Source organism: Fusobacterium sp. DD2, from assembly GCF_018205345.1.
In the GTDB taxonomy this organism is placed as follows: Bacteria; Fusobacteriota; Fusobacteriia; order Fusobacteriales; family Fusobacteriaceae; genus Fusobacterium_A.
On record NZ_JADRHM010000030.1, the window covers coordinates 1 to 24,114 of the forward strand.

At 30.0% G+C, this 24,114-nt stretch carries 23 protein-coding genes; 3 read left to right on the forward strand and 20 right to left on the reverse strand.

Features of this window, described 5'->3' with window-relative positions:
• Positions 1-46 precede the first annotated feature (46 nt).
• The 5 genes from IX290_RS06125 to IX290_RS06145 form a co-directional block, all read right to left on the reverse strand.
• Positions 47-1,297 (reverse strand): M18 family aminopeptidase, encoded by a 1,251-nt coding sequence (locus IX290_RS06125; protein WP_211492328.1) that lies wholly within the window; start codon positions 1,295-1,297, stop codon positions 47-49.
• A 304-nt stretch (positions 1,298-1,601) separates the two neighbouring features.
• Positions 1,602-2,492 carry an SPFH domain-containing protein gene (locus IX290_RS06130; RefSeq protein WP_211492329.1) on the reverse strand — a complete coding sequence of 297 codons (891 nt, stop codon included), beginning with the start codon at positions 2,490-2,492 and terminating at the stop codon, positions 1,602-1,604.
• Between the two features lie 15 nt (positions 2,493-2,507).
• Complete coding sequence (locus tag IX290_RS06135) at positions 2,508-2,927, reverse strand: NfeD family protein (RefSeq protein ID WP_211492330.1); 420 nt, start codon at positions 2,925-2,927, stop codon at positions 2,508-2,510.
• Positions 2,928-2,957: 30 nt separating this feature from the next.
• Positions 2,958-3,707, reverse strand: coding sequence for a DUF4261 domain-containing protein (locus IX290_RS06140; RefSeq protein ID WP_211492331.1), 750 nt, complete (start codon positions 3,705-3,707; stop codon positions 2,958-2,960).
• A gap of 1 nt (position 3,708) precedes the next feature.
• On the reverse strand, positions 3,709-4,200 hold the full coding sequence (locus tag IX290_RS06145) for a DUF2004 domain-containing protein (RefSeq protein WP_211492332.1): 492 nt from the start codon (positions 4,198-4,200) through the stop codon (positions 3,709-3,711).
• Positions 4,201-4,408: 208 nt separating this feature from the next.
• On the opposite strand from IX290_RS06145, the gene IX290_RS06150 reads away from it, so the two are divergent.
• Positions 4,409-5,245 carry a WYL domain-containing protein gene (locus tag IX290_RS06150; RefSeq protein WP_211492333.1) on the forward strand — a complete coding sequence of 279 codons (837 nt, stop codon included), beginning with the start codon at positions 4,409-4,411 and terminating at the stop codon, positions 5,243-5,245.
• Between the two features lie 208 nt (positions 5,246-5,453).
• On the opposite strand, the gene coaBC is transcribed toward IX290_RS06150, so the two are convergent.
• From coaBC to IX290_RS06175, 5 genes are all read right to left on the reverse strand, one after another.
• Positions 5,454-6,629, reverse strand: coding sequence for a bifunctional phosphopantothenoylcysteine decarboxylase/phosphopantothenate--cysteine ligase CoaBC (gene coaBC / locus IX290_RS06155; protein ID WP_211492334.1), 1,176 nt, complete (start codon positions 6,627-6,629; stop codon positions 5,454-5,456).
• Positions 6,630-6,638: 9 nt separating this feature from the next.
• Positions 6,639-7,340, reverse strand: coding sequence for a hypothetical protein (locus IX290_RS06160; RefSeq protein WP_211492335.1), 702 nt, complete (start codon positions 7,338-7,340; stop codon positions 6,639-6,641).
• Positions 7,341-7,399: 59 nt separating this feature from the next.
• The gene (locus IX290_RS06165) at positions 7,400-7,993 is read right to left on the reverse strand and encodes an HD domain-containing protein (protein ID WP_211492336.1); all 594 of its coding nucleotides are present in this window, start codon (positions 7,991-7,993) and stop codon (positions 7,400-7,402) included.
• A gap of 22 nt (positions 7,994-8,015) precedes the next feature.
• Entirely contained in the window at positions 8,016-8,435 is a 420-nt protein-coding gene (locus IX290_RS06170) for an META domain-containing protein (RefSeq protein WP_211492337.1), read from the reverse strand.
• A 79-nt stretch (positions 8,436-8,514) separates the two neighbouring features.
• Positions 8,515-9,234: an NAD-dependent protein deacylase gene (locus tag IX290_RS06175; protein WP_349290745.1), complete on the reverse strand. Its 720-nt coding sequence runs from the start codon at positions 9,232-9,234 to the stop codon at positions 8,515-8,517.
• 190 nt (positions 9,235-9,424) lie between these two features.
• Here IX290_RS06175 and IX290_RS06180 point away from each other — a divergent pair, with 190 nt between their 5' ends.
• Both IX290_RS06180 and IX290_RS06185 read left to right on the forward strand, forming a co-directional pair.
• Entirely contained in the window at positions 9,425-10,600 is a 1,176-nt protein-coding gene (locus IX290_RS06180; RefSeq protein WP_211492339.1) for a MalY/PatB family protein, read from the forward strand.
• A 139-nt stretch (positions 10,601-10,739) separates the two neighbouring features.
• Complete coding sequence (locus tag IX290_RS06185) at positions 10,740-12,128, forward strand: sigma 54-interacting transcriptional regulator (protein ID WP_211492340.1); 1,389 nt, start codon at positions 10,740-10,742, stop codon at positions 12,126-12,128.
• Between the two features lie 33 nt (positions 12,129-12,161).
• Here IX290_RS06185 and IX290_RS06190 read toward each other — a convergent pair whose 3' ends face one another.
• The 10 genes from IX290_RS06190 to IX290_RS06235 all read right to left on the reverse strand — a co-directional run bounded on the left by IX290_RS06190 (position 12,162) and on the right by IX290_RS06235 (position 23,934).
• A complete protein-coding gene (locus tag IX290_RS06190) occupies positions 12,162-13,112 on the reverse strand; it encodes an electron transfer flavoprotein subunit alpha/FixB family protein (protein ID WP_249168874.1) in 951 nt (316 codons plus the stop codon).
• 27 nt (positions 13,113-13,139) lie between these two features.
• Positions 13,140-13,862, reverse strand: coding sequence for an electron transfer flavoprotein (locus IX290_RS06195; protein WP_211492342.1), 723 nt, complete (start codon positions 13,860-13,862; stop codon positions 13,140-13,142).
• Positions 13,863-13,970: 108 nt separating this feature from the next.
• Complete coding sequence (locus IX290_RS06200) at positions 13,971-15,122, reverse strand: acyl-CoA dehydrogenase family protein (protein WP_211492343.1); 1,152 nt, start codon at positions 15,120-15,122, stop codon at positions 13,971-13,973.
• Positions 15,123-15,156: 34 nt separating this feature from the next.
• Complete coding sequence (locus tag IX290_RS06205; protein ID WP_211492344.1) at positions 15,157-16,710, reverse strand: CoA-transferase; 1,554 nt, start codon at positions 16,708-16,710, stop codon at positions 15,157-15,159.
• A 71-nt stretch (positions 16,711-16,781) separates the two neighbouring features.
• Positions 16,782-17,558, reverse strand: coding sequence for an enoyl-CoA hydratase-related protein (locus IX290_RS06210; protein ID WP_211492345.1), 777 nt, complete (start codon positions 17,556-17,558; stop codon positions 16,782-16,784).
• Between the two features lie 62 nt (positions 17,559-17,620).
• Positions 17,621-18,943 (reverse strand): GntP family permease, encoded by a 1,323-nt coding sequence (locus IX290_RS06215; protein ID WP_211492346.1) that lies wholly within the window; start codon positions 18,941-18,943, stop codon positions 17,621-17,623.
• Between the two features lie 212 nt (positions 18,944-19,155).
• Entirely contained in the window at positions 19,156-19,395 is a 240-nt protein-coding gene (locus IX290_RS06220; RefSeq protein ID WP_211492347.1) for a hypothetical protein, read from the reverse strand.
• Positions 19,396-19,466: 71 nt separating this feature from the next.
• A complete protein-coding gene (gene fusA / locus IX290_RS06225; protein ID WP_211492348.1) occupies positions 19,467-21,524 on the reverse strand; it encodes an elongation factor G in 2,058 nt (685 codons plus the stop codon).
• Between the two features lie 185 nt (positions 21,525-21,709).
• Positions 21,710-22,828: a sn-glycerol-3-phosphate ABC transporter ATP-binding protein UgpC gene (gene ugpC / locus IX290_RS06230; RefSeq protein ID WP_211492349.1), complete on the reverse strand. Its 1,119-nt coding sequence runs from the start codon at positions 22,826-22,828 to the stop codon at positions 21,710-21,712.
• A gap of 23 nt (positions 22,829-22,851) precedes the next feature.
• Positions 22,852-23,934, reverse strand: a complete 1,083-nt coding sequence (locus IX290_RS06235) for an SAM-dependent methyltransferase (protein WP_249168963.1) — start codon at positions 23,932-23,934, stop codon at positions 22,852-22,854.
• Positions 23,935-24,114 lie beyond the last annotated feature (180 nt).

The window sequence follows — 24,114 nt, forward strand, 5'->3', positions numbered from 1 at the left end:
AGGCTATTGCAAATTTATAAAAAATGCAATAGCCTCGTAAATAATGTTATTTTACAGAATAGTGTCTTTCAAGTACTTTTATCAAATCAACAAAATCTTTTGTACCTGCAGTTTCGCACGAAGAGTGCATTGCAAGTTGTGGAAGACCTATATCAACTGATGGAATAGATACTTGTGATATAGAGATATTTCCAAGTGTTGATCCCCCTAATACATTTGAATGATTTTCAAAACATTGATAGTTAACTCCGCTTTCTTTGCATAGAGCTATAAATTTAGCAGCAGTTACAGAGTCTGTTGTATACTTTTGACTTGGACTAAATTTAATAGCTGGCCCCTGGTTTATCATTGTTAGATTATTCATATCATAAGATTCAGTATAATTTGGGTGTAATGCATGAGCATTATCAGCACTTATAACAAAACTTCTTTCTAAAGATTCATATAACCAGTTTTCAGATAATTTAAGATCCTCTCTAATTTTTGTTAAAACAGTAAATAAGAAGTCTGAATTTGCACCCATATATGATAAAGATCCTACCTCTTCGTTGTTAAATATAAGAGCCATTGCTACCTCATTAACTTTAGAATTTATTAGAGCTCTAACTGATGCATAAGCACATTCTAAGTCATCAAGTCTAGGTGAACTTATAAATTCATTATTTGTTCCCCACACATATGGTTTAGCTGCACTGCATACAAAAAGATCATGAGATACTATCTCTCCATCAATATTAAATTCCTCTTTTATTGATTTTAAAAGATCAATCTCTCCTAGTCCTAAAATTGGTACTATATCCTTTGCTGCTTTATATTCATATCCATTATTAATCTGTCTATTAAAATGTATTGCAAGATTTGCTATCATTACATTTGGTTTATCATAATCAATAAGTTTAGTCTTAACATTATTTTCTTTATCAAGATAAGCTACTCTTCCTGCCAATTTTAATGGAACATCAAAAAATGTAGAATGTATCATTCCGCCATATGGTGCAACATTTAATAGAGTATAACCTTGTTTATATATAACTGGATTAGCTTTTACTTTATAACATGGTGAATCAGAGTGAGCACTTGCTAATCTGAATGAACCAAAATTCTCATTCTCTGGAACTTTAAAAGCTATTATAGCTGAATCATTTCTAACTTTATAGTATGATCCTCCTCTTTCTACAGTTACTCCTTCATTTAAATTTTTAAATCCTGCTTTATCAAGCATCTCCTTTAAATTACTTACTGCATGAAAAGCTGTACTGCTTTTTTCAATAAAATTCATAAAGTTTTTAATTTCCATCTATCTCTCCTCTTTTTACGTTGTACTTTCACTACCTATTCTATCATACTTTTTGTAAAATCTTCTAAAATTCTACCTTTATTTTTATAAGAAAATAAAAAAAGCTGTCACATTTATAAAACTATAAAAATAAAATTCTCTAAGCTATCAATTCTTTCTATTTATCTTGCTTACAGAAAGAAAATTTGAAACTCACTTCGTTTAAACAGTCAAATTTTCAGTATTCTGTTTCGCTGCATAAATTACGAAATAATTTCTAATGCCCAAGAATTTTATTTCTACATATTTGCAACAGCTTTTTTTACTACTCTACTTTATTTTTACTTTCATGAAATATCTCACTTAAAGTAACTACATTTTGAAGTTCACTTGGAATTATTATCTTTGTTGCCTTTCCATCAGCAACCTTTCCCATTGCTTCCATTCCTTTAAGTGCTAAGACAGCTTTATCAGCACCAGCCTCTTTTAAAAGTTTTATTGCCTCTGCCTGAGCTTTCTGTACTTTTAATATCGCTTCTGCTCTACCTTCAGCTTCTCTTATCTGAGCTTCTTTTTTAGCTTCAGCCTGAAGAATTGCTGCCTCTTTTTCTCCTTCAGCTACAAGAATTGAAGATTTTTTTTGCCCTTCTGCTCTTAATATAGCCTCTCTTCTCTCTCTTTCAGCTTTCATCTGTTTTTCCATTGCGTCCTGAATCTCTGCAGGTGGAATAATATTTTTAAGTTCAACTCTATTAATCTTTATTCCCCATGGGTCAGTTGCTTCATCTAAGATTGCTCTCATCTTTGTATTTATTGTATCTCTGGAAGTTAAAGTATGATCCAGTTCAAGTTCACCAATAATATTTCTTAATGTAGTAGCAGTAAGATTTTCAATTGCATTTAAAGGTTTTTCAACTCCATAAGTATATAGCTTTGGATCTGTTATCTGAAAATATACTACAGAGTCTATCTGCATAGTTACATTATCCTTGGTTATAACTGGTTGAGGTGGAAAATCTAAAACCTGCTCCTTTAAAGATACTTTTTTTACTATTCTATCTAAAAAAGGCACCAGAACATTTAGTCCCACATCCCATGTAGTAAGATATGCACCTAATCTCTCTATAACATATGCTTGAGACTGAGCTACGATTCTTACATGAAGAGCTATTAAAATAATAATTATCAATATAAGTAAAAATATTAAAAAAAACATAACTTCCCCCTTTTGCTATCTTTCATCAACTGGGATCAATACAAGTTTGTTTCCAGTTATCTCTTTAACTATAGCAATATCTCCAATATTAAATGAGTAATCTCCAATTGCTTCCCAGTATTTGCCATCCAGTCTTACATTATAAATTATCGAGTCTCCTCTGTTTTTGATACTCTCTATTTTTACCTTTTTAGATGTAATTCTATCAAGTTCTTTACTTCTTCCTTTCATGTGTTTAACTGCTACTCTTCTTATAAGGAAAAGAAATAGTGCAGAAGTGATAACAAAAATTCCTATTTGAACTTTTAGAGAAAAATCAGTAAAAAACATTGTAATAAAAGCACCTATAGCAAACCATATAGACACCAAACCAAAATTTATAAGTTCAATTCCCAGGAGAACAACTCCAATAATAAACCATGTTAGCATTGTCATAACAACTTCTCCTTAGTCTTTTCAATAATATTAAGCTAAATTAGCCTTTTCAAATCCTATTTTAACACTGTCTCCTTCAACTGATACCCCTTCTGATACTGTAATTGGGAGTTTTTGTTCTGGAGAAAATCCAATAGTTTCACCATCATTTAATTTTACGTCAGAGACTATTACATAGTTAGCCACATCAATTAAAAAATCAAATACATCTGTAAAATCAATATCGGAATCTACTATCTCAATCTCTTTTTTATCAAAAAAATTCATCCCTTCAGTGTAACCACATATTCCATTATCTGTCTTGTAAAAACCAAAATAAACAAGATCTAATAGAGGAAATTCATTCTCTTTTATCTCCTGTGCTATATCAATATACATCTTTGCTTCCATAACTGTTGGATAAACATATATACCTATAGCCTTTTCCATCATTAAAGCTGCAGATGCAATTTTAACAAATAATTTTCCAGTTTTTACTGGATCCTTTCCTCCACTTATTTCAGCAATTAGATGAGTATTATGCTTTTTTACCTCCTCAACTGCTTTTTCCCAGAAAAGATTATTCTTTGCACATTTTTCCGCTTCACCCTCTGGAACTACTCCATCCATAAAGCTTAATTTTATAATATTATTTCCAACATTAAATAAAAGAGTATTATCTTTTTCCTCTCCATTTACATCAATATCCCATTCTGATTTTAAAATCTCTTTTAATTTTGTAAAATTAAATGTAGTCCCTTCATATAGGACAAATCCTCTCTTCATTTTTGTATTTTCCATATCATTCTCCTTCTGTTTCCCATGCAAAATCAATCAAATCTCCATCGATATCAGTTATTACAACTAATATTTCATCACTTAATTCTCCATCAAGTATAAAATCCCAAACAGCATAATCTTCATCACCTGGATACAATCCTATTCTTGAAAGATTTAAAAGAGAAAAAAGCTTATTTTCAAGTGAACAATTTTTAAACTTTACCTCTAGCAAGTCATCTAATTCCTCATCTTTAAACTTCAGTTCCTCAATATGATAGTCAATCCATTCTTTGACTATTCCTTTTTCCTTATAATTTTCATGTATCTCTCTTTCAATCTCTTTTCTAAAACTGGAAATTTTAGATACATAATTATCATAACTGATTATCCAATTTCTAGTCCCCAATACATTTTCCAAGTTTAAGTCTAAAATTATATCTCTATCTTGAAGATGAACTATAGTGTCATACTGTGATTTTCTTAAGTTAAGTTCCCCAAAAAACCTTATTTTCATTCATACACCTCAAATTATATGTAATATTTTTACAGCACAGAAGATATATAAACTCCATCTAATTCTCTTTGCTGACCTCATATATAAATTGTAACATAAAAAGTCCTCATCTGCTACTTAAAAGAGAAAAAGAGGATTTTTTTCTTTTAAATTATTAAATAATTCCCTATATATGGTAGAATAAAAGAAAAAGAAGGAAGGATTTAAAATGGAAAAGAAAATCAGAGTTACACTAAATAAAAGCATTGCTGAAATTTTAGAAACTGATGCAGCAAGCTTTAAAATTACTAAAAACTATCTAATAAACTATATCTTTGAACATTTAAAAGATGAAAAAATAGATGACTATCAGGAAATTCCAGAAGAAAAAACAGTTATCCAATTTAATCTTAATAAAAAGAATAGAGAGATATACTATGATTTTCTTCAGGAGAGAAAAATTCAAGTAGAAGCTGACTTTATAAGAAAGCTTATTCATAAGTATGCTCATCAGTCTAAAAGTAACAGAGAATTATTTGTATTTCAGGAAAATGTTGAGAGAATAAGATATGCTATTAAAGAAAAAAAAGTAATAAAGATAAGATTTGAAGATAAGAGACAGACAACAGTACTTCCATTTTATATTGGAACATCAAAATTAGAACTTGCCAACTATCTGTTTTGCTATGACTTTCAGGAAGATAAATATAAAAACTACAAGTTCAACCATATAGATGTCATTTATATTACTAAAGAGACACGAGAGTGGCAAGATAAAAATTTCATTGAAAATGTCATTAAAAATTTTGATCCCTTTTTATCAGAAGGAAAACGTATAAAAGCAATCTTAACACCATTTGGGAAAACTTTACTTGCAAATGTCGGTTTAAATAGACCTGAAACTCTCTCTGTCAATGGAGACGTATATGAGTTTAAATGCTCAGAGCATCAGGCAAAAAGATATTTTTCCTATTTTTTAGATGAAATAGAGATTTTGGAGCCTCTTTCTCTTAGAAATTGGTTTATTGAGAAATTTACAAATGCCTTAAAAAAGTATAACAAATAAAAAAAGGCTGTTGAACTTCTAAACCTGTAAAGATAAAATTCTTGGCATTAGAAATTGTTTCGTAATTTATGAAGCGAAACAGAATACTGAAAATTTGACTGTTTGAACGCAGTGAGTTTCAAATTTTCTTTCTGTAAGCAATATAAATAGAAAAAATTTATAGCTTAAAGAATTTTATCTTTTACAAATTAGCAACAGCCTCTTTTATCTAGAATTTAATTTCATTTAAAATTGAATATGCTAACTTTTCTTTACTCTCTTCTGGAAGAGTTTTTATATCATTCTCTCCCTTTATAATTAAAATCTCATTTGTTGATTTTTGCATATTATGAGCATTATTTGCAACTATCATATTAAGATTTTTTCTTTTGAATTTTCCAAGTGCATTTTCAACTATATTTTGTGTTTCAGCAGCAAAACCTACTAAAAACTGTTTATCTTTGATTTTTCCCATTTCAAATAGAATATCTGGGTTTCTATCTAAGACAATTACTAAATCTTCATCTTTTTTCTTTATCTTCTCAGTTGAATATGTCTTAGGTTTATAGTCTGCAACAGCAGCACAAGCAACTGCAACATCCACTGTTGGAAATACTTTTATAGCTGCTTCATACATCTCCTGTGCACTTCTTACCTGTGCAAATTCAGCAAGACCTTCAGGTCTAGGTAAGTCAGTAGGCCCAGATACCAAAGTCACTTCTCCACCCATTTTAACAGCTGCCTTGGCAAGAGAATAACCCATTTGGCCACTTGATCTGTTAGATAAATATCTAACTGGATCGATTGCTTCCTCTGTTCTTCCAGCAGTTATAAGAACTTTTTTCCCTTTTAATAATTGAGGAACTTCATTTTCTAACATATCATTCTCAATTATTGAGATAATCTCATTCTCGTCCTTCAATCTTCCTTTAGCATTTGTATTGCATGCTAAAAATCCTTCATCTGCTTCTATGAATTTATAACCATATTTTTTTAACTTCTCTACATTTTCCTTTAAAATAGGGTTATTATACATATTAACATTCATAGCAAGTGCAAAATAAACAGGTTTAACAGATGCTGAAATAACTGTTGATAACATATCATCTGCTATTCCATTAGCAACCTTTCCAACTATATTATAGGTAGCTGGAGCAATAAGTACTACGTCTGCCCATTCAGCAAGAGATATGTGTTCAACTTCAAAATGAGGTTTTTCATCCCACATATCAACATAGACTCTATTTTTAGATAAAGTCTCTAAAGTCAATGGAGTTATAATTTTAGTAGCATTTTCTGTCATTATAACCTTTACATTGTAACCTTTCTTTTTAAGTTTTGAAATTATATTTGCTGACTTATAAGCAGCTATTCCTCCTGTTACCCCAATTAGTATATTCTTCATATGTACTCCTTATAATGAGACTCTCTTTTCAGCATAAAAATCGTCTCTTAATTTTTTTAATTCCTCAATTTTTTTGTTTTTAAAGCCTTTTACTGTAAGTCTTGAGAAATCATAGTTTTTCATATCCTCAATATATTCAATCTTTTCTTCAGCAAGGTTATTTGTAAATTTCCTACTTTTTGCATAAATTTTTGTTACTTTTTCACCTTTATTCATATAAGTAACAATATCCCATTCAATGAAATCCTTTGACCAAAAGTCATCAAGCTTTGACTTTGCTTCATTTAAATTTTTCATATCAGTTGGAATTCCAGCTAAAATCTCTTTTGTAATGTCCTGTACATAGTGTACATTAGCATTTACAAGATACTCAACAAGTTCCTTAAATTTAGCAGAAACAAAAAATCTATCAAGTTCAATTTTATAGTAGTATTTCTCCCTAGTAATCGGTATATTATATCTTTCTAAAATTGACTTCAATCTATTACTTTCTTCCTTTGTTTCCTTTATATTCTTTTCAATCAATTCCATCTGCTTATTATTTAAATTTCCACCTGTTTGGTTAATTCTTTCAATCTCATTTATTAAGTCAGAAATTTCCTTATCCTTTCTAGAAATTGTTGCTTCTAAATTAGATATTTTTTCGTTTAATTTTTTCTCCACTTCATCATTTTTTTTGAATAGATTCTCTAAAAATTTAATAAATCCCATAAAACCCTCCAAAGAACTCTTACGTAAAAAACTAACAAACTAAAACCATATTCTCTCTATTACTTTTTAATTATTCCTTTAGTAATATATTCATCTATTGCTGGACGTACCACCTCACTATACAAAGTAGGTGCATACTTAAGAATTGGTTCTAATCTTTTAGTGACCATATCTTCAGTAACATCCCATTTTTTCCACGTATGTCCATCAGAAGTAAGATTTTGCATAAAGCCTTGAAATCTATCGAAAACATTGGCAAATTTTGATTCAGCTGTTTCCATATTTTCAAACTCAAGCCATAATTTTAAAAATTCTTTTCCCTGTTCTCCTGGCAATAGACCAAATATTTTTTCAGCTGCAGCCAGTTCTTTACGAAACTTTTCATCTTTGGAAAAATTTGAAAAGGCAGGTGTGTCATCACTATATACTTCAACAATATCATGGATTAGTATCATTTTTAATGCTCTCTCCATATTTACAGGTTCAACTTCCACATAATCTCCAAGGGTCATTGCACATAAAGCCATATGCCAGCTGTGTTCAGCGTCATTTTCACGTCTACTAGTATCTCCTAATATCACTGACTGCCTTAAAATAGTCTTAACCTTGTCAATTTCAAATAGGAAGTTCATCTGTTCTTTTAAATTATTCATATCTTCTTTCACCTAAACTATGTTATTTTTTTATTGTATAAATCAATATTTCCCCTTTTTCATTAGATAATACAAGCTTATCTTTATCAAATGATATCTTTGTCATATCATTTAGCATTGCTAAGTATTGAGCTTCAGCAATCATTGCATCTCTAGGTCCACTCATTCTTGTTGTTGCAAGATTTTCTATTTTAATGTTACCATTAAAAACTGTGGCTTTACCAAAGAATCTATTAAGTCCTGAATATCCAAAAATTCTTCCCTGTGCATCAAAACCTAATGTCATCCCTTTTTCAGGATATAAGTTAGTTAAAACATAATCATTTTTATCAATTTCAGCTAAAGTAACACTCTTTGGCTCCTGCTTTTTTGATGCAACTTGAAGTTCTGTACAAGAAGCAAATAAAAAAACCATAGATGCTAATATAAGTATTTTCTTCATCTTTAGTCCTCCTCAAATCTAAGTATACGTAAATTATACTATAAAAGGCTAAAAAAAAGTAGTAATTTATTTTAACTATTTATTTTTCCTTAATTATGCTTATAACCTTTGACATAACATCAGCAAATTTTTCTCTTATTACAAGTGACGCCATGTTATCTCTCGGTGTTTCAGTTTCATTTATAATTATCAAATTTTTACCTTTAAAGTAGTTAATATAAAATGCTGCTGGATATACAGTTAAACTTGTTCCTATAATAAGAAGTGTATCTGCTTTTCCAATCTCCTTTACTGCCTGTTCTACTATATCTTCATCAAGCATCTCACCATATAGTGTAACTTGAGGTCTAACTATTCCCCCACACTCACAATCAAAAGCTCTATCAGATGTCTTACCACAATCCAGGCAGTACCATTTTTTTAATGTACCATGAAGTTCTAATACCTTTTTGCTTCCTGCATCCTGATGTAAATTATCTATGTTCTGTGTAATTACAGCTTTCAATATACCCATTTTTTCTAGTTCAGCAAGTCCTTTATGACCAGCATTTGGCTTAATATTATTTATAGATAGTTTTTCTTCTAAATATTTATCAAACACATCTCTGTGATTAAAGAAAAAGTCATGACTTAAAATCTCTTCAGGTTCATATCCCATATAGTTTCTCTGACTATATAACCCATTTCTTCCTCTAAAATCAGCCAGTCCTGAATCTGTAGAAGCACCAGCACCTGTAAAGGCAACAACATATTTGCTATTCTTTATTATTTCAGCTAATTTTTCTATTTTATCCAAAATTACCCCTCCCTTTTAACGTTAAATACAGTTGTTATTAACTCTCCCGCTATTTTAAGGATAACCCAAATATTCTTACTTGTCAATATTTTCTATTTACAACTCCTCTCATTATTTCTTACTATATTCTTTCTTTTAAAATTAAAATATGCTAAAATTTATTTATATATTTTTAAAATAATGGAGGGACAAGATGAAGTATAATTTTGATGAGGTAATTGAAAGACAAAATACTCTTTCTAAAAAATGGAATCCTGAGATATATAAAGGGACTTTTAACAATAAAACAGACTTACTGCCATTATGGGTTGCAGATATGGATTTTAAAGTTGCTCAGCCTATTTTAGACAGTCTAAGTGAAATTATAAACCATGGTGTACTTGGTTACACAGCTCCTGATGATAAATGCTATAACGCCATAATAAACTGGAACAAAAGAAGAAAAAATGCAGTTGTTGAAAAAGAGTGGATAGTATTTACAAATGGTGTAGTTCCAGCAATAAGTTTTATGGTACAGACTTTCACTAAAAAAGGAGAAAATGTAATTATCCAAACTCCTGTATATCACCCATTTAGAATGACAACAGAAAACAATGAAAGAAATATTATAGTTAATCCATTAATAGATAAAGATGGTCACTATGAGATAGATTTTAAAGACTTTGAAAAGAAAATAGTAGATAATAACGTTAAACTATTTATTCTTTGCAATCCTCACAACCCTGTAGGTAGAGTATGGACAAAAGAGGAACTTACAAAATTAGCTGATATTTGTCTTGCTCATAACGTTCTTATTATATCAGATGAGATACACTCTGACTTAATCTATAAAGATAGTCATTTTACATCTTTTTTAACTTTGGATGAGAAATATAAAAATAACGTAATAGTTTGTACAGCTCCAAGTAAAACATTTAACTTAGCTGGATTACAAACTTCAATTATTTTAATTCCAAATAAAGAGATAAGAGATAGATTTAAAAAATCTCTTGGAAATGTTAGAATTGAAAATCCAAATTCATTTGGTACAGCTGCAATTACTTCTGGATACAATGAGGGAGAAGAATGGCTAGATGCTGTTATTGAATATCTGGATGATAACAGAAAATATATAGCTTCATATCTTAAAGAAAATATTCCAGCTGCTAAATATGTAATTCCTGAAGGAACTTATCTTGCCTGGATAGATGTAAGTGGCATTATTCCAAAAGACATGAGTATAGAAGAATTCTTTGAGGATAAAGCCAAAGTTGCAATTGACTATGGTCACTGGTTTGGAGAAGAGGGAAAAGGATATATAAGATTAAACTTTGCATGTCCAAAATCAATTCTTAAAGAAGCATTAAATAGAATTAAAGCTGCAATTTAGTTTTTATTGTATTCAAAAATATATTAATAATGTCTTTTTATAAATCATAAAACATTTTATTTGAATATATCTATAAATATTGTTGTTTTTATGATATCATATTATATGCAGTAATAAAGTATTAAAGTAGGAGTTGGATATGATTTATAAAAATAATTATTTACATATGCATATCTTTGAAAGACTATCATCAATGACTGATGACGGTTTTATTGTAGTTAACAGAAGTGGAGAAGTAATTCATATCAATGACAAATACTGTGATTTTCTTGGGACAACAAGGGAAGAAGCACTTGGAAAGTCTATTTTCAACATTATTCCTAGCAGTAAAATGTTAGAAGTAATGGAAAATAGATATTGTGAAGAGTGTGTTACTATGAATTATACTTTGGGAACTGAAAAAGAAAATAGAGCTATTGTCAGCAGATCTTATGTAGAAAATGAAGATGGTGAAGTTATTGCTGGTGTTGCACAGGTTAAATTTAGACTACAAACTCTTGATGTAGCTCAAAAGCTTATGAAAGAGTATGTTGAATTAGAATACTATAAAGAGCAATATTTAAATAATACTCAAAGGATTTGTTCTTTTTCAACTATGGTAGGAAACTCTAAAGCATTTACTGCAGTTAAAAGAATAGGAATGAAAGCATCAAAAACAAATTTTCCTGTACTGATAACTGGTAAAACTGGAACTGGTAAAGAGGTTTTTGCTCAAGCAATACATGCAAATAGTACCCGTGGAAAAAAATTAATGGTCAGTATTAATTGTGCTGCAATCCCTGAAGATCTTTTAGAATCTGAGCTTTTTGGTTATGAAGAAGGATCATTTACAGGTGCTAAAAAGGGTGGAAAAAAAGGAAAATTTTACATTGCAGATGGTGGTACAATATTCTTAGATGAAATAGGTGATATGCCTCTTTCTATGCAAGGTAAATTACTTAGAGTTCTACAAGAAAAAGAGATTGATCCAATTGGAAGTGTTAAGCCAGTTAAAATAGATGTAAGAATAATCGCTGCTACAAGAAAAAATCTTCCAAAACTGATAGAGGAAGGATTATTTAGAGAGGATCTATATTATAGGCTTAACGTTATAAATATAGAAATGCCTTCTCTTTCAGAGCGTAAAGAAGACATTTTAGATTTGGCTAATTTTTTCCTTAACAAACTTAACATAGAATATAAAACTGTAACAGGTTTCTCAAAAGAGGTAAAAAAATGTCTCTATGAGTATAATTGGCCTGGAAATATTAGAGAGTTGGATAATGTTATCAAAAGTGCTTATGCTATAAACGATGACTTTTTAATAGAACTTAAGGACCTACCAGCTAAAATCATCGGTCATGCACCGACACTTTCTGAAAGTGATTCTTCAACTTTGCAAGATATGATGGAAAAATATGAAAAAAATTTTTTAATCGCACAACTGAAAAATAACCATTGGAACTGTAGAATTACTGCAGAAAAAATAGGTATTCATAAGAGTGTATTATATAAAAAAATAAAAAAATATGGCATCGTACAAGAGTAAAAAATCCCTCCTGTAATTACAGAAGGGATTTTTCTATTTTTTTTCTAAATAATCAATCATTCCCGGTATAATTTTAAATAAGTCACTTACAATTCCTAAATCACAAGAATAAAATGATTCTGCGTTAGGATTTTCATTCACCATTATGATATGTCTTGCTTGCTTTACACCAACCATATGCTGCATTGCTCCAGAAATACCAAATCCAATATATAATTCAGGTTTTATTATCTTACCAGTTTGACCAATTTTTTCATATTCAGGTCTCCATCCATTATCAACAACGGATCTAGTTACTCCAATACTACCATCTAAAAGTTCTGCAAGTTTTTCAACCATCGTGAAATTCTCTTTACCTTTTATTCCCTTTCCTATTCCAATAACAATTTTAGAATTTTCAAGACTATGCTTTTGTAATTTTTTTTCCTCAATTCTACACAGTATACAATTATTATTAGAATTTATTTTATCAGAACAGTTTGTATTTAACACTACTATTTCAGGATTGAAATTTTTAACACTCTTTACATTTTTTTTATATATATTATTTGAAAAAGTGATTATAAATCTGTTTTTTGGCATTTTTTCTATTTGCACTGCTTTCGTTCCATATAAAAATCTTTTTAAAATTAAATCTTCATCTTTTATTTGAAATTCTATGGCATTTGGAAAAAATAGTAAATCTTTTTTAGCTGCAATAAATGGAGCAATCTCTCTTTCCAATAACGAATTACTCATAGCTACTACATCAATCTTTTCTAAAACATAGATTTTACATAGCTGTTCTGAAAAATATTCTGCTAAATTATTATTATTATCAATCACATAAATTTTTTCTATTTCCCATCTTTTTATCTCTTGAAGAAAGCTTTTATCCGTATCAGCCGTAATTACAACAATTATTTTTGCTTTTTTTTGTTTTTTAAAAGAAGAAATAATATTTAGCAATTCATATTTAATATCTAATCTATTTTCATTATTCAAATAAAGTAATATATTCAATTTGCCTCCTTATTCAACCAACTTCCAATTTTTTAAATAATCCATAATTTTATTAATTCCTTCAACACTATTAATTTTTGTATATATTTCTTTTTTTCTTTCTACATCATAAAAGAAAACCTCACTATTATCATGAAAAACGAATGATTCATCATACGCTATAACTTCTTTATTTTTAATTTCCATTATACTACTTATTGTTGGATATTGTGGTTCATAAACATTTTGACTAAATGCAAATATTCCCTTTTCAATTATCTTATATGTCTCAATACATCTATCAGTCTCTTTCTTAATGAAAAGATCTTCATTATATGAAACTTTTAGTAGATGCGAATATAATGGAATATTAAGAGCAATTGCTAGACTAGCGGGTAATTCTTCTCTATCGTTATTGACATCTCTAATTCCAATAAAAATACTATCAAATTCTTTTTTTGATAATATTTTTTTTAAGATTTTAGCAATTTCTCTTTCGTATTTTGGATTACAATTGATATATATACCCTTATCAGCTCCTAATCCTAAAGCAGTTTTTAATCCATAATAATCTTCATCTTCTGATATAAAAATACAAATTACTTTTCCTCCACAACTATTTTTTAATTTAATTGCTTCATACAATGCATATTCATCATATGGATTTAACACCTTTTTTTTGTTTAACTTAGTTTTATCTAATATTTCATCTGTAGGAAATGTATCCCTTACAATAACATATATATTTTTCATCTATCTTCTCCTATAGTAATAGAAAAGCTGGAATATAAATAATTCCTTAAGAATAATTTACTTCCAGCCTCCCATTTTGTGCGGTTTTTTTATGTGATATATACTAAATTATCTCAAAATAGCTCCAGAAATAACTAGTTTTTGAATCTCATTTGTTCCTTCATAGATTTGAGTAATTTTAGAGTCTCTCATCATTCTTTCAACTGGGTGATCCATAGTAAATCCAGTTCCACCAAGTACTTGTACAGCTTCAGTAGTAACTTCCATTGCGGTATTTGTTCCTGTTAATTTTGCAACAGCTGCAGGAATACTATATGGAAGATGTTCATCTTTACACCAAGCTGCTTTTAATGTAACAGCTTTTGCTGCTTCAATTTTTGCATACATATCTGCTAATTTAAATGCAATAACTTGTTGTTTTGCAATAGGTCTTCCAAATTGTACTCTCTCTTTTGAGTAATTCAATGCATATTCATAAGCTCCCATTGCAATTCCAGTTGCATGAGCAGCTACACCAATTCTTCCACAATCTAAAGTTGCCATAGCAATTTTAAATCCTTGTCCTTCTTTTCCTAATAAGTTTTCCTTAGGAACTTCTAAGTTTTCCATCTCAATTACATTTTGAACTGATGCTCTTATTCCCATTTTCTTTTCTCTTTTTACAAATTTTATCCCTGGGAAGTTTTTAGGTTCAACTATGAAAGCAGAAATACCTTTTGTTCCTAATGATGGGTCTGTCATAGCAAATACTACGATTACATCTGCAAACTCTCCATTTGTTGTAAAGCATTTTGTTCCATTGATTATGTATTTATCTCCCTTTAACACTGCTGTACATTGGCTAGCTCCTGCATCACTACCAGCACATGGCTCAGTTAATCCAAATGCTGCTATGTATTCTCCTGAACATAGTTTAGGTAAGTATTTCATTTTTTGTTCTTCATTTCCAAAATTATATATAGGTCCTGTTCCTAAAGAGATATGAACTGAATAAGAAATTCCAACTGATGCATCTACTTTATTTAATTCAAATCCTGCAAGAACATAGTCAACATATCCTAATCCTGCTCCACCATATTTTTTATCATAAGGAAGTCCCATTAATCCAAGTTTTCCCATTTTTTTCAAAATATCTCTAGTAGCTAAGAAATCCTCATTAAGATCTCTTTCTTTAGCTCCAGGAGCTACTTCATTTACTGCAAAATCTTTAACCATTTGACAAATTCTTTCTTGTTCTTCAGAAAATTTTAAATTATACATTTTTTCCTCCTAAATTTTATAAAATAATTTTAACCTAATTTACGCCCATAAGTTCATCTTTAAAGATTCTTTCATCCATAAGTTTTATTCCTTCTTTTGGAATCTTTGGAACAAAGTCCATATTGGCAAGTACGTCTTTTTCGTAATCAATTCCAGGGGCAATTTCAGTTATATATAGGCCGTCATTTCTCAATTCAAATACAGCTCTTTCTGTTATATACATTACTGGTTGTTTAGTTTTTTGAGCATATATACCACTAAACGTAATTTGTTCTACATCTTTAACAAACTTTTTAGAACTTCCTTCTTGTATTATTGTTAATTTTCCATCTTTTATCTCTTCTTTTAATCCTTTAGTTGTAAATGTTCCACAATAATATACTTTTTTAGCATTTTGACTTATATTTATAAATCCTCCACATCCAACAACTCTACCTGAAAATTTACTAACATTAATATTTCCAGCTTCATCCACTTGTGCTAATCCTAAAAATGCCTGATCTACTCCTCCACCATCGTAAAAGTCAAATTGATATGGCTCATCTAAAATACAGTCTGGATTTACAGATCCTCCAAATTTCATTCCACCTTGTGGAACTCCACCAATTGCACCAGCTTCAACAGTAAGAGTCATTCTATCTCCTACTCCCTCTTCATTTGCAACAAGTGAAATAAATTCTGGTATTCCAATTCCTAAATTTACAACTGAATCTTTTTCTAATTCAAGTGCTGCTCTACGAGCTATTACTTTTTTAGGATTTAAACTTACACTATCAAGTCCTGATAATGGTACTCTTATTAATCCTGTCATACTCTCATCATATTCACATTCAAAACATTGTTCATGCTCTTCAGGTTTAGATATAACAATTCCATCTACATATATATGAGGGATTTTAACTAATTTGGGATTTAATGATCCTGCAGCAACTATTTTTTCTACTTGTACTAGAACTATTCCACCTGAATTTTTACAAGCTTGTGCAATAGCAGTCATCTCCAATGAAGCAACCTCTTTATCCATGCTTATATTTCCATTCTCATCTGCATATGTTCCTCTTAAGAAACATACATCTACTGGAAACGCTTTATAAAGCAGTTTTTCTTCCCCTTTTATTGTTATTAGTTCAACTAAATCCTCAGTTGTTTTTTTATTAAGTTTTCCACCTTCAATTCTTGGGTCAACATATGTATTAAGACCAACATGTGTTATAGTCCCAATTCTTTTTCCTGCAATATCTCTAAAAAGTTGTGATAAAGTTCCCTGTGGAAAATTGTATGCTTCTATCTCCTCATTCATAGATAGTTCCCCTAATCCAGGAGTCATATTCCAATGTCCACCTACTACTCTCTTTACCATTCCTTTATGGGCAAAATGTCCTGCCCCTTTAATCCCTTTATTTCCTTGAGCAGATACATAATAGAAATTTAAATCTCTAGGATGACCTGTTTCTAAAAATCTTTTTTCTAAAGCAATACTTAGTGTTTCAGGGCAACAACTTCCAACAAATCCACTTGTAACTATATTTACCCCATCTCTAACTAACTCTGCAGCTTCATTCGGCTGTAGAACTCTTACTTTACTCATATATACATCTCCCTATTTATATTTCTCTTTTTATAACATTTTTTTATTTTTATATATTATTTTTTATAAATTTAAAAATCTTTAAAGTTTGCTTTTCTTTTATTTAAAAATGCGTCCATTCCTTCTTTTTGATCATCTGTAGCAAAACAAAGTCCAAACATATCTGCTTCATACTTATAAGCTGATTCCATATCCATATTCATTCCATTATTTATCGCTGCTTTTGCTAAACTTACCCCAAACATTCCTTTTGACATAATTTTTCTAGCTATATTTTCAGCTTCAGTTAGTAATTCTTCGTGTTTAACAACTTTATTTGCTAATCCTATTTCATAAGCTCTTTTTGCATCTATCATGTCTGTTGTAAAAATCAATTCTTTAGCTATACCTTTTCCAACAAGTCTTGGTAATCTTTGAGTTCCAGCAAATCCTGGTAAAATTCCTAGATTTACTTCAGGTTGACCGAATTTCGCTTTTTCAGATGCTATTCTTAAATCACATGCCATAGATAGTTCACACCCTCCACCTAATGCATATCCATTAACTGCTGCGATGACTATTTGAGGCATTTGTTCAATTTGTGAAAATACTTTTTGTGCTCTAAGTGCTAATTCTCTTCCTTGCATTGCATTTAATTTATGCATCTCTGCTATATCCGCTCCAGCAACAAAAGATTTTTCTCCTGATCCTGTAATAATAACTGTCTTGATATCTTTTCTTTTTTCAACACAAGTTACTACTTCCCCTAGTTCTTTTATTGTTTCTGAGTTTAAAGCATTTAATGCCTTTGGTCTGTTGATTGTGATAAACATTATTCCATCTTTTTCTTCAAATAATACATTATTCATTGTAAAACCTCCTAAATTTATTTATATGAACTACTTTATTAAAAAACCAATTACTATATTAATTATGGTAAATTAGGGAAAAGTGTAAATAAAATAACTACTACTAATGTCCCTATAAATGGTGTAAATACTGTCACCCAAAACACTGGCATATATGCCTCTTTATGCGTCTCTCTACATAATGCATTTGTTACTGTTACGATATATCCATTATGTGGAAGAGAGTCTAAAGCAGCAGATGCAATTGCCATTGTTCTATGTAATGCCATTGCTGAAATTCCTTTTGCCATAAAAGCTGGTCCTAGTAAAGGTGTTGCAATCCCCAAACCTCCAGAAGCAGATCCGCAAACCCCTGCAATGACTGTAGTTCCTATTGCAGCCCCTAATATCTTTGGTCCTGGTAGATTTACCATTGCATCAACAATTACAGGGAAAGCTAATGTCGCTTTTACAACTGACCCAAATGCAACAACAGCACATGTATTTGAAATAGCTAAAACTGTTGTTTTACATGTTTCTCCTAAATGTTCCATCATTTTTGAGTTATCAATATATTTATTCAATAAAACATATGTTAAAAAAGTCCCTAAAAATACACCTGCTTCGATTGGAACAACATTTTTTCCATCTATCTTTATATTAATTGAAATAATACAAACTAATAGAGGAACAAGAGCTAACCAACCATTTGGCATATTTATATCTTCCGGTTGAAAAGTATCAAATGGTTTAGCTATAAAATGTCCACCAGCTTCTTTTTCTTTTCTTACCATTCTAAATAGTAAAAAACTACCTAAAGCCAACATTACTCCACATGCAATTACTCCATTAACTAAACCAGCCATTAAATCAGTTCCTAAATACTGAGACGGAATAATATTTTGTATTTGTGGTGTTCCAGGAACAACCATTGCAAAAGTACTACATCCAAAACAAAGTGCTGCAGGAATAAATCTTCTTGGTAAGTCCGCCTCCTTGAAGACTTCCAATGCAATTGGAAAAACTGCAAAACTTGCAACAAACATGCTCACCCCACCGTAAAGCAAAACCCCACATGCTAAAGGAATGGATATTAGAGCTCTATCTTTACCTAAACATCTAATTATCATTTTCGCTATTGCCTTCGCACCATTTGTAATTTCCATCATTTTTCCCATTGCAGTACCTGCTAAAAATATAAAGAAATTGTTCTTAAAAAAAGTAACAAATCCTGTCATATAGTCGACTTTTAAAGCAGTATACAAATTCATACCACCTGTAATTGCAACTATTGAAGAACATAAAATTGCTATTACAAAAATATTTACCCCTTTCATTACAAGGTATATTAGTAGTGTCAACCCAACTACTATTCCAATAAAACTTATCAATAATGATATTGACATATTAACCCTCCTTATTCATGTGTTACACAATGTATAGCAATTTGTATGCCAACAATTAAAGTCATTGATTTTAAAGGGTTTTAATAAATTTTCTTATTTTTTTCTCACTATTTTTGTATCAAAAAAGAAAAAAAAGTCTCACTTTAGAGACTTTTTCACAATTAAAATGCATAGAAAAATGGGAGATTAAATCTCCCATTTTAATTTTAATTTTATTTTTCTTCTACCACTTGAATATTATCACTATCAAAAGCATGACATGGTGTAACTACATGTATAGCCCCACAAACTGGGCATTTATATTCAAATGTATCCATTACTATATCAGCACCGCATTTTTTACATTTAATATAGGCAGGTATTGGCATCAACTGATCACTAAAACCCATCATTCTCAATTTTTGCTGTACCTCTTTTCCTGTATTAAAAGTTCCTAAACATCCTTCGTGCATAACTTCCTCCTATGTTTTTATTTTATTTTACAAAAACATCTAAAGAAAGTCAGTAACATATGTTACACAAATTAATTTTTTCTTGCTTCAATTATTTTTTGTGCAAGGTTATCAGGAATTTCTTCATATCTTAAGAACTCAGATACAAACATTCCTCTACCTTGTGTCATAGCTCTTAAATCAAGTGCATATTTAAGCATTTCTACCTCAGGAGCTTCAACAAATAAAACGTGTTCTCCAAATTCATTATGATCCATTCCAATTATTCTTCCACGTCTCTTATTTATATCTCCCATTATATCTCCAAGATATAGTTCAGGAATTGTAATTTCCAACTTAACAATTGGTTCAAGTAGAACTGATTTAGCTTCTTCCATTCCCTTTCTAAATGCAAGAATAGCTGCCTGTTTAAACGAAATTTCATTTGAGTCTACTGGGTGATAAGATCCATCATAAAGAGTTGCTTTGAAGTTAATTACTGGATAGCCAGCAAGGGCTCCTTTTTCCTTACCTTCTATTAGACCTTTTTCAACTGCAGGTATAAACGATCTTGGTACAACTCCACCATGGATATCATCTATAAATTCAAACTCATTTTCACAAGGTTCAAATTTAATAAATACTTCTCCATATTGTCCTGCTCCACCAGATTGTTTTTTATGTCTTCCCTGTACAGATGCAACACCTTTAATAGTCTCTCTATAAGACATTATTACGTCATTTAGTACTGCGTGAACTCCAAATTTATTTTTAATTTTACAAATTGTAATATATAGATGTTTCTCTCCTAATCCACCAATTAATAGCTGTTTAGTTTCATGATTTCTATACATTTTAAATGTAGGATCTTCTTCAGTCATTTTTTGAAGACACATACTTAACTTTTCGTCATCTGCTTTATCTGCAGGTTCAACTCCAGCAAAGTAACAAGGTTTAGCAAATTTAATCTCTGCATAAATAATTGAATTATCCTTATCACATAGAGTATCTCCAGTTTCTGCATATTGAAGTTTTGTTGTAGCTCCGATATCACCAGCACATATCTCATCTGCAGGTATCTGTTTATTTCCTCTTAAGAAAAATATTTGTCCAATTTTTTCTTTTCTATTTCTTCCAGGATTTAAAACCTCAGTATCTCTTTTTAAAACTCCAGAGTTAACCTTAAATAGAGATATTTTACCAATAAATGGGTCAATTAAAGTCTTAAATACAATTGCTGAGAATGGTTGATCCTTATCAACTTTTCTAACAATCTCTTCATTTTTTGAGTCATGTCCTTTTCTTTCTCCATTAAACATCTCATTAGGTAGTGGCATATAATCTTTTATCATATCAAGAAGAGTATGAACTCCTACACCCATTGTTGCTGATCCTACTATTACTGGAACAACTTCACCACTTACAACACCTTTGTGTAGTCCTTTTTTAATCTCTTCCATTGTAAATTCTTCACCATTGAAGTATTTTTCTAATAGTTTTTCATCAGTTTCAGCTACAGCTTCAAGTAATAGATCTCTTACTTCAGATACATCCATTGAGTCATCTAATTCTCCATCTACACACTCTACACCATTAAATATTCTTGTTTTCATTTCAACAACGTTTACGAAACCTTTGAATTCTTCTTTTTCCCCAATTGGTACACAGAAAGGAGCAACTTTTTTACCAAATTTTTCTTTCAATTCACGTAATAACTTTTCATAGTTAATGTATCCTTTATCCATTTTATTTAAAAATATAATTCTAGGTTGAAGTCTTTGTTCAAGTATTCTCCAAGCTCTTTCTGCTCCTGCTTCTACCCCTGCAGTAGCATCTAATACAAGTACAGAACTTCCTGATACTCTTGTAGAGCATTGAACTTCACCGATAAAGTCATAATATCCTGGAGTATCTAAGAAATTATATTTCATATCATTATACTCTATAGGTATAATTGAGGTATTGATAGAGAAAACTCTTTTTATTTCCTCTTTGTCGTAGTCTGATACAGTAGTTCCATTCTCAACAGTCCCCATTTTTTCTATTGCTTTGGAAATATAAAGTAATGATTCAGTTAGAGTAGTTTTTCCACTTCCTCTATGTCCTAAAAGTGATACATTTCTTATTTTACTGATGTCGTAATTTTTCATAAATCTCACTCCTGTTTTTTTATATAGTGTCTGTATCCTCAATACTTGTATATAGCTAATATTTTTCAAATAGTCAATAGCAAATTCACAAAATAGTACTTTTTTTTATTATTTTGTATCTAAATTAGAAAAATAGACTATATTACACACATAAAAACAAAAAAATCTGGCATAAGCCAGACTTTTTAATATAGAATATTTTCTTCACTTTCTATGTCAAAAATTGCAATTTTATCATTTTTAAATTTAACTTTTATACAATCTCTATATCTATTTTTTAAATCATCTATAATATCCATTTTAAGTTTTAAATCAGTCTCTCCAATTTTAAAATATATAAAGGCTTCACTTCCCATATTTTCAATCATATTGACCAAACCACTATAAGAGTCCTCATCTAGATTTACATCAACAGTTTCTATTTTTTCAGGACGGATTCCTAAAATAACTTCTTTATCAATATAATTTTCTAATTTTTTATGATAAGTCTCAGGAATTACAAACTCATTTTCATTCTCAAATATAAAAAGAACAAGATTGTCTTTTTTTATTAATTTCCCTTTTATAAAGTTCATTGCAGGACTTCCTATAAAGCTGGCAACAAATCTATTTTTTGGTCTATTATATAGATTTATAGGTGTATCAACCTGCATAATTCTTCCCTCATTCATAACACAAATTCTATCCCCCATAGTCATTGCCTCAACCTGGTCATGTGTTACATATATCATTGTTGCAATTTGTCCCTCTTTTTTTAGTTCCTTGTGAAGTTGAGTTATTTTAAGTCTCATAGAAACTCTTAGTTTTGCATCCAGATTTGACAGTGGTTCATCAAATAAAAATACATCAGATTTTCTAACTATTGCTCTTCCCAGTGCAACTCTTTGCTTTTGTCCACCAGATAATTCTTTAGGCTTTCTATCTAAAAGTGGAGTAATCTCAAGTTTTTCAGCTGCTTCCCTCACCCTTTCATCAATCTCTTTTTTAGGAACTTTCGCCATTTTAAGACTGAAAGCCATATTTTCATATGCAGTCATATGAGGATATAATGCGTAGTTTTGAAAAACCATAGCTATCCCTCTATCTTTTGGAGGTAAATTATTTACTTTTTTATCCCCTATCCAGATTTCTCCACCTGTAATTTTTTCAAAACCTGCTATCATTCTTAAAGTTGTAGATTTTGCACATCCTGATGGACCTACAAAAACCATAAACTCCCCATCCTCAATGTCTAAAGATATTCCATGGAGAACTTTATTTTTATCATATTCCTTTTCTAAGTTTTTTAGTATAACCTTTGCCATTAACTTCCTCCAATATTACTGTTTTATTCTTTCACTAAATAATATGGTGATAAAAGTTCATGTAAAAGTGGATTTATTCCAAGATATTCCATAAACTCTTTATATTCAATGTATTTTTTCCCAATTTGTGATACTTCTACTTTCTCTTTTATTCCTCTTATTAAAGTATTTTTAGGAGTATGCTCCATGTCAATAAACTCCATAACCTGTGTTTTATATCCACATAATTCAAGAGCCTGAGCTCTAAATGCATCAGTTGCAAGGGTAGTATATTTTTCCAGAAGTATTCCATGTTTTCCTATTAATCCATCCATTTTGAAAAACATGCTCTCTCTGTTTTTACTCATTTTTTCATTAAATTCATGCTGACAACATGGTACTGCTAAAATGGCTTTTGCTCCTAATTCAAGACCTTTCTGTAAAGCATAATCTGTAGCATTGTTACAAGCATGAAGTGAAAATATCATATCCACATTTTGAAGTTTATTAAAATCCTTTATGTTTCCAGTCAAAAAATCAAGGTTTTCACACTGAAAGTCTGCTGCTATTTTATTACACTTATCCATAACATCTTTTTTCAAATCCAAGCCTATTATTTCAAATTTAATCTTTTTAATAGTTTTTAAATAATGATGTAGTGCAAATGTAAGGTATGATTTTCCACATCCAAAATCAACTACTTTAATCTTATCACTTATAAGTTTTTTATTTAACATCTCATTTATTGTATCATCAATAAATTCAAGATATTTATTAATCTGTCTAAATTTATCATAACTATTTTTAAAGACATCACCATTTTCTCCCATTACTCCAAGTTTTATTAAAAATGGAACTGGTGTACCCTCTTCAATTATGTATTTTTTCTTTTTGTTATGTGTTAGAGAAACCTCTTCTTTTGAGTTCTTACTCTCTTTTAAATTATAACCTTTTTTATTTTTAAGTATCTGATAATCTGTTCCAATAGCTGAAATCATAAACTGTTTATACTCATCTAAATAGTTTTCCATTTCATTTACAAATCCATCAGCACAGATATTTTCGTGATATGCCTTGTTATTATTAAATTTTTCTACCTGTATGTTCAACTCATCTTTTATAATCAAAGGCTTTATATTAATCTTTCCACTGCTATTTTTTTGTCTACAGGATTCGAAACTGTGCCTTTCACCAATCTATTATCTTCTATAAGTTTTTTTATTAAATTAACTATATACTCTTTATCTGTTTTCATAATACACCTCTCTTTTGCTTCACTATATAGTAACATAGTTAAATGTTTTTTG

Excerpts from the sequence above, each read along its gene's own strand:
- IX290_RS06125 (WP_211492328.1), bottom strand. The coding sequence starts at position 1,297 with ATGGAAATTAAAAACTTTATGAATTTTATTGAAAAAAGCAGTACAGCT.
- IX290_RS06130 (WP_211492329.1), bottom strand. The coding sequence starts at position 2,492 with ATGTTTTTTTTAATATTTTTACTTATATTGATAATTATTATTTTAATA.
- IX290_RS06135 (WP_211492330.1), bottom strand. The coding sequence starts at position 2,927 with ATGACAATGCTAACATGGTTTATTATTGGAGTTGTTCTCCTGGGAATT.
- IX290_RS06140 (WP_211492331.1), bottom strand. The coding sequence starts at position 3,707 with ATGGAAAATACAAAAATGAAGAGAGGATTTGTCCTATATGAAGGGACT.
- IX290_RS06145 (WP_211492332.1), bottom strand. The coding sequence starts at position 4,200 with ATGAAAATAAGGTTTTTTGGGGAACTTAACTTAAGAAAATCACAGTAT.
- IX290_RS06150 (WP_211492333.1), top strand. The coding sequence starts at position 4,409 with ATGGAAAAGAAAATCAGAGTTACACTAAATAAAAGCATTGCTGAAATT.
- coaBC (WP_211492334.1), bottom strand. The coding sequence starts at position 6,629 with ATGAAGAATATACTAATTGGGGTAACAGGAGGAATAGCTGCTTATAAG.
- IX290_RS06160 (WP_211492335.1), bottom strand. The coding sequence starts at position 7,340 with ATGGGATTTATTAAATTTTTAGAGAATCTATTCAAAAAAAATGATGAA.
- IX290_RS06165 (WP_211492336.1), bottom strand. The coding sequence starts at position 7,993 with ATGAATAATTTAAAAGAACAGATGAACTTCCTATTTGAAATTGACAAG.
- IX290_RS06170 (WP_211492337.1), bottom strand. The coding sequence starts at position 8,435 with ATGAAGAAAATACTTATATTAGCATCTATGGTTTTTTTATTTGCTTCT.
- IX290_RS06180 (WP_211492339.1), top strand. The coding sequence starts at position 9,425 with ATGAAGTATAATTTTGATGAGGTAATTGAAAGACAAAATACTCTTTCT.
- IX290_RS06185 (WP_211492340.1), top strand. The coding sequence starts at position 10,740 with ATGATTTATAAAAATAATTATTTACATATGCATATCTTTGAAAGACTA.
- IX290_RS06195 (WP_211492342.1), bottom strand. The coding sequence starts at position 13,862 with ATGAAAAATATATATGTTATTGTAAGGGATACATTTCCTACAGATGAA.
- IX290_RS06200 (WP_211492343.1), bottom strand. The coding sequence starts at position 15,122 with ATGTATAATTTAAAATTTTCTGAAGAACAAGAAAGAATTTGTCAAATG.
- IX290_RS06205 (WP_211492344.1), bottom strand. The coding sequence starts at position 16,710 with ATGAGTAAAGTAAGAGTTCTACAGCCGAATGAAGCTGCAGAGTTAGTT.
- IX290_RS06210 (WP_211492345.1), bottom strand. The coding sequence starts at position 17,558 with ATGAATAATGTATTATTTGAAGAAAAAGATGGAATAATGTTTATCACA.
- IX290_RS06215 (WP_211492346.1), bottom strand. The coding sequence starts at position 18,943 with ATGTCAATATCATTATTGATAAGTTTTATTGGAATAGTAGTTGGGTTG.
- IX290_RS06220 (WP_211492347.1), bottom strand. The coding sequence starts at position 19,395 with ATGCACGAAGGATGTTTAGGAACTTTTAATACAGGAAAAGAGGTACAG.
- fusA (WP_211492348.1), bottom strand. The coding sequence starts at position 21,524 with ATGAAAAATTACGACATCAGTAAAATAAGAAATGTATCACTTTTAGGA.
- ugpC (WP_211492349.1), bottom strand. The coding sequence starts at position 22,828 with ATGGCAAAGGTTATACTAAAAAACTTAGAAAAGGAATATGATAAAAAT.